Here is a 4,786-nt window from a genome sequence, read left to right as displayed (position 1 = left end):
CGGCTCGTCCAGCGACGCCGCCAGGCGTACGGCGTCGTCCAGCAGTCCGATCGTGTGCGGGAAGGCGTCCCGGAAGAAGCCCGAGATCCGCAGGGTGACGTCGATGCGGGGGCGGCCCAGCTCCTCGGCGGGGACGGGCTCCAGCCCGGTCACGCGGCGGGAGGCGTCGTCCCAGACGGGGCGGATGCCGAGCAGGGCGAGGGCCTCGGCCACGTCGTCGCCGGCCGTGCGCATGGCGCTGGTGCCCCACAACGACAGCCCGACGGAGGTGGGCCATTCGCCGTTGTCGGTGCGGTAGCGCTCCAGCAGGGATTCCGCGAGGGCCTGGCCGGTCTCCCAGGCGAGACGGGAGGGGACGGCCTTGGGGTCGACGGAGTAGAAGTTGCGGCCGGTCGGCAGGACGTTGACCAGTCCGCGCAGCGGTGAGCCCGAGGGGCCCGCCGGCACGAAGCCGCCGCCCAGCGCGTGGACCATGTGGTCGATCTCGGCGGTGGTCGCGGCGAGGCGGGGCACGACCTCGCGGGCCGCGAACTCCAGGATGGCGGCGACCTGTTCGCCGTGCTCGGTGGGGACGGCGGCCGGGTCCCAGCCGGCGTCCTCCATCGCCTGGACCAGGGCGCGGGCCTTCTCCTCGGCCGCGTCGGCGGTCGTGCGGGTGGCGGCGGACTCGTCGAGGCCGAGGGCCTCGCGCAGGCCGGGCAGGGCCGTGGTACCGCCCCAGATCTGGCGGGCGCGGAGGACGGCGAGGACCAGGTTGACGTGGTCGCCACCGGTGGGCGGGTTGCCGAGGACGTGCAGACCGTCGCGGATCTGGGCGTCCTTGACCTCGCAGAGCCAGCCGTCGACGTGGAGCAGGAAGTCGTCGAAGCCGTCGTCGTCGGGGCGGTCGTCCATGCCGAGGTCGTGGTCGAGCTTCGCGGCCTGGATGAGGGTCCAGATCTGGGCGCGGATCGCCGGGAGCTTGGCGGGGTCCATGGAGGAGATCTGGGCGTACTCGTCGAGGAGTTGCTCCAGGCGCGCGATGTCGCCGTAGGAGTCGGCGCGGGCCATGGGCGGGACGAGGTGGTCGACGAGGGTGGCGTGGACGCGGCGCTTGGCCTGGGTGCCCTCGCCCGGGTCGTTGACCAGGAACGGGTAGATCAGGGGAAGGTCGCCGAGGGCGGCGTCGGGGCCGCAGGCGGCGGACAGGCCGGCGTTCTTGCCGGGCAGCCACTCCAGGTTGCCGTGCTTGCCGAGGTGGATCATCGCGTCGGCACCGAAGCCGCCGTCCTCGGCACGGGCGGCGATCCAGCGGTAGGCGGCCAGGTAGTGGTGGGACGGCGGGAGGTCCGGGTCGTGGTAGATGGCGATGGGGTTCTCGCCGAAGCCGCGCGGGGGCTGGATGATGATCAGCAGGTTGCCGAAGCGAAGGGCCGCGAGGACGATGTCGCCCTCCGGGTTGCGGCTGCGGTCGACGAACATCTCGCCCGGCGCCGGACCCCAGTGCTCCTCCACCGCCGTGCGCAGTTCCTCGGGGAGCGTGGCATACCAGCGGCGGTAGTCGGCCGCCGGGATACGCACCGGGTTGCGGGCGAGCTGCTCCTCGGTGAGCCAGTCCTGGTCGTGGCCGCCCGCCTCGATCAGCGCGCGGATCAGCTCGTCGCCGTCGCCGGAGGCCAGGCCCGGCACCTCGGCGTCCGTGCCGAAGTCGTAGCCCTCCTCGCGCAGGCGCCGCAGCAGGGCCACCGCGCTGGCGGGGGTGTCGAGGCCGACCGCGTTGCCGATGCGGGAGTGCTTGGTCGGGTAGGCGGAGAGGACCAGCGCGAGGCGCTTGTCGGCGGGCCGGATGTGGCGGAGCCGGGCGTGGCGTACGGCGATTCCGGCGACGCGGGCCGCGCGCTCGGGGTCGGCGATGTAGGCCGGGAGGCCGTCCTCGTCGATCTCCTTGAAGGAGAACGGGACGGTGATGAGGCGGCCGTCGAACTCGGGGACGGCGATCTGGCTGGCCGCGTCGAGCGGGGAGACGCCCTCGTCGTTCTCCTCCCAGGCGGCACGCGAACCCGTGAGGCACAGGGCCTGGAGGATCGGGACGTCCAGCTCGGTGAGCGCACCGGCGTCCCAGGACTCGTCGTCGCCGCCGGCCGATGCCGCGGCGGGCTTGGTGCCGCCCGCGGCGAGGACCGTGGTGATGATCACGTCGACGGAGCGGAGCTCCTCGATCAGCTCGGGCTCGGGGGCGCGCAGGGAGGCGACGTACAGGGGCAGGGCCCGGCCGCCCCCGTCCTCGATCGCGTCGCACAGGGCGCCGATGAACGCGGTGTTGCCGCTCATGTGGTGGGCCCGGTAGTAGAGCACGGCGACGGTCGGACCGTCGGCGCCGTCGCGCGGCGTGCGCTCCAGCGGGCCCCAGGTGGGCGCCGCCGCCGGTGCCTCGAAGCCGTGGCCGGTCAGCAGGACCGTGTCGGAGAGGAAGCGGGCGAGCTGCTCCAGGTTGGCCGGGCCGCCGTGCGCGAGATAGGCGTGCGCCTCGGCGGCGATGCCGACGGGGACGGTGGAGGCTTCCATGAGCTGGGCGTCCGGGGCCTGTTCGCCGGTGAGGACGACCACCGGGCGGCCGTCGGCCAGGAGCAGGTCGAGGCCGTCCTGCCAGGCCCGGATGCCGCCGAGGAGGCGTACGACGACCAGGTCGACCCCGTCGAGAAGGCCGGGGAGGTCGTCGAGGGCGAGACGGGAGGGGTTGGCGAAGCGGTAGGACACCGGACCCGCGGCCGCGCGGGCGCTCAGCAGATCGGTGTCGGACGTCGACAGGAGAAGGATCATGCGGCGTCGGCCTTCCTCGGGGTGTCCGCGCCCCGGGTGGTTCGAAATGGGGTCTCCCCTGCTCGGGCGAAGCCGAGCGCGCGGGGAAGGGAGTTCCTGACTCGCCCGGCCGCATGGGCCGAACTCACAGTGGCGGGACCGCGCCGGACTCGCACCGGCTTCCTCCCCTGTCGCCGTCGTGGCGATGGCGGACCGGATGATCCGCCGCGATCATAGTAAGTGCCAGGGGAAGAGGGCACGGCATACACCAGGTGTGCCGGTAGGTATGCTCGCCGCCATGTCCACGGCTGCCCACCGCTCATCGACCCAGGCCACAGCGGTCCCACGAGACCGCGGTGACGCCTGTCCGGGGACGCTGCGGCTGCACGCGGCGGACGACGGAGCGCTCGCTCGCGTCCGGATTCCCGGTGGTGTGCTGACCGTGCCGCAGGCGGAGACGCTCGTGGACGTCGCGGAGCGGCTGGGCGACGGAGAGCTGCATCTGACCTCGCGCGGCAACGCGCAGGTGCGGGGTCTGCCCGACGGATGCGCCGGGGAGCTGGCCGAGTTGCTGGACGCGGCCGGGCTGCTGCCCTCGCGCGGGCACGAGCGGGTGCGCAACATCGTGGCCTCGCCGCTGTCCGGTCTCGACGGGCGGGGCGTGCTGGACGTACGCCCCTGGCTGACGGCCCTCGACGCGGCGTTGTGCGCGAGCGAGGCGGCGCGGGCCCTGTCGGGGCGTTTCCTGTTCGCGCTCGACGACGGACGCGGCGACGTGGCCGGACTCGATGCCGATGTGACGGTACGGGCGACGGCGGACGGCGGCGCGGAACTCGCGCTCGGAGCGGCCGGGGAAGCGCTGTACGTCGGTGTCGAGGAAGCGGCCCGGGCCGCGCTGGTGGCCGCGGAGGCCTTCCTGGAGGCCGCGCGGACGAGCGGGGACCGCGTCTGGCGGGTGGATGAACTGTCCGTTTCCGGCGACGAGTTGCTCGATGCGGTCGGCTTGCGGCTGCGGGCCGAGGGTGTCCGTCACGAGCGGCGGAACCGGGAGACCGGCCGCACGGCAGGCCCGCCCCCGGGAGCCCTCGATGCCGGCCTGTCCGTGCACGTGCCTCTGGGGCGGCTCTCGGCGCACCAGTGGCGGGAACTGACGCGCGTCGCCGCCGGTGAGCTGCGTCTCACCCCGTGGCGCGGTGTGGTTCTTCCCACACACGGAACGGACCCGGACGAATCCCTCACCCGCCTCGCCGCCACCGGCCTCGTCACCGACCCCGGTTCCCCCTGGCTCCGTGTCGGCGCCTGCATCGGCAGGCCCGGATGCGCCAAGTCGCGGGCGGACGTACGGACCGACGCGGCCGAGGCCCTCGACGCGATCGAGCCGAACGGCCTCCCGTTGTACTGGTCCGGGTGCGAACGCCGCTGCGGACACCCCCGGGGCGACCACGTCGACGCGGTCGCCGCTCCGGGAGGCGGCTACCGGCTCTCCACCGCCGTGAGCGGCCGGAAACCCCGGACCACCCCGATGGACGACCCCGCCCGACTCGCCACCGCCCTGGCGGCGATCACCTCATGACCCCTACGACGACCGAAGGCAGCGAGAAGAACACCGTGACCACGTACGACTACGAGAAGGACGGCCCGGCCATCTACCGCCAGTCCTTCGCCACCATCCGCGCGGAGGCGGACCTCACGGCCCTGCCCGCCGACGTCAGCCAGGTCACGGTCCGGATGATCCACGCCTGCGGGATGGTCGACCTCGTACGGGACCTGGCCTACACCCCGGCCGTCGTGGCCCGCGCCCGTGAGGCCCTGCGCTCGGGCGCGCCCATCTTCACCGACGTGCAGATGGTGGCCAGCGGCGTGACGCGCAAGCGGCTCCCCGCCGACAACGACGTGCTGTGCACGCTCTCCGACCCGTCCGTGCCGGAGCTCGCGGCGAAGCTGGGCACCACGCGCAGCGCCGCCGCGATGGAGCTGTGGCGGGACCGGCTGGAGGGCTCGGTGGCTG

3 protein-coding genes and 1 riboswitch are annotated in these 4,786 nt (G+C 73.7%); of the genes, 2 read left to right on the top strand and 1 reads right to left on the bottom strand.

The window, feature by feature from the left end; all coding sequences use genetic code 11:
- A partial coding sequence (locus ACFTZL_RS41110) for a cobaltochelatase subunit CobN (protein WP_382594557.1) occupies window positions 1–2,799 on the bottom strand: 2,799 nt, incomplete at its 3' end.
- Window positions 2,800–2,889: 90 nt separating this feature from the next.
- Window positions 2,890–2,964, bottom strand: a riboswitch (cobalamin riboswitch).
- A gap of 100 nt (window positions 2,965–3,064) precedes the next feature.
- Between ACFTZL_RS41110 and cobG the strand changes: the two genes are divergently transcribed.
- Together cobG and ACFTZL_RS41100 are read left to right on the top strand one after the other, a co-directional pair.
- A complete protein-coding gene (cobG, locus tag ACFTZL_RS41105) occupies window positions 3,065–4,351 on the top strand; it encodes a precorrin-3B synthase (protein WP_382594560.1) in 1,287 nt (428 codons plus the stop codon).
- Window positions 4,348–4,786, top strand: a 439-nt coding sequence (locus tag ACFTZL_RS41100; protein ID WP_382594554.1) for a precorrin-8X methylmutase, incomplete at its 3' end; no start/stop codon positions are given. The genes cobG and ACFTZL_RS41100, both read left to right, overlap by 4 nt.

The sequence above is a fragment of the Streptomyces sp. NPDC056948 genome (genome assembly GCF_042674225.1).
In the GTDB taxonomy this organism is placed as follows: domain Bacteria; phylum Actinomycetota; class Actinomycetes; order Streptomycetales; family Streptomycetaceae; genus Streptomyces; species Streptomyces purpurascens.
The sequence above is the reverse complement of the archived record's forward strand: the minus strand, read 5'-3'. Positions and strand labels throughout refer to the sequence as shown.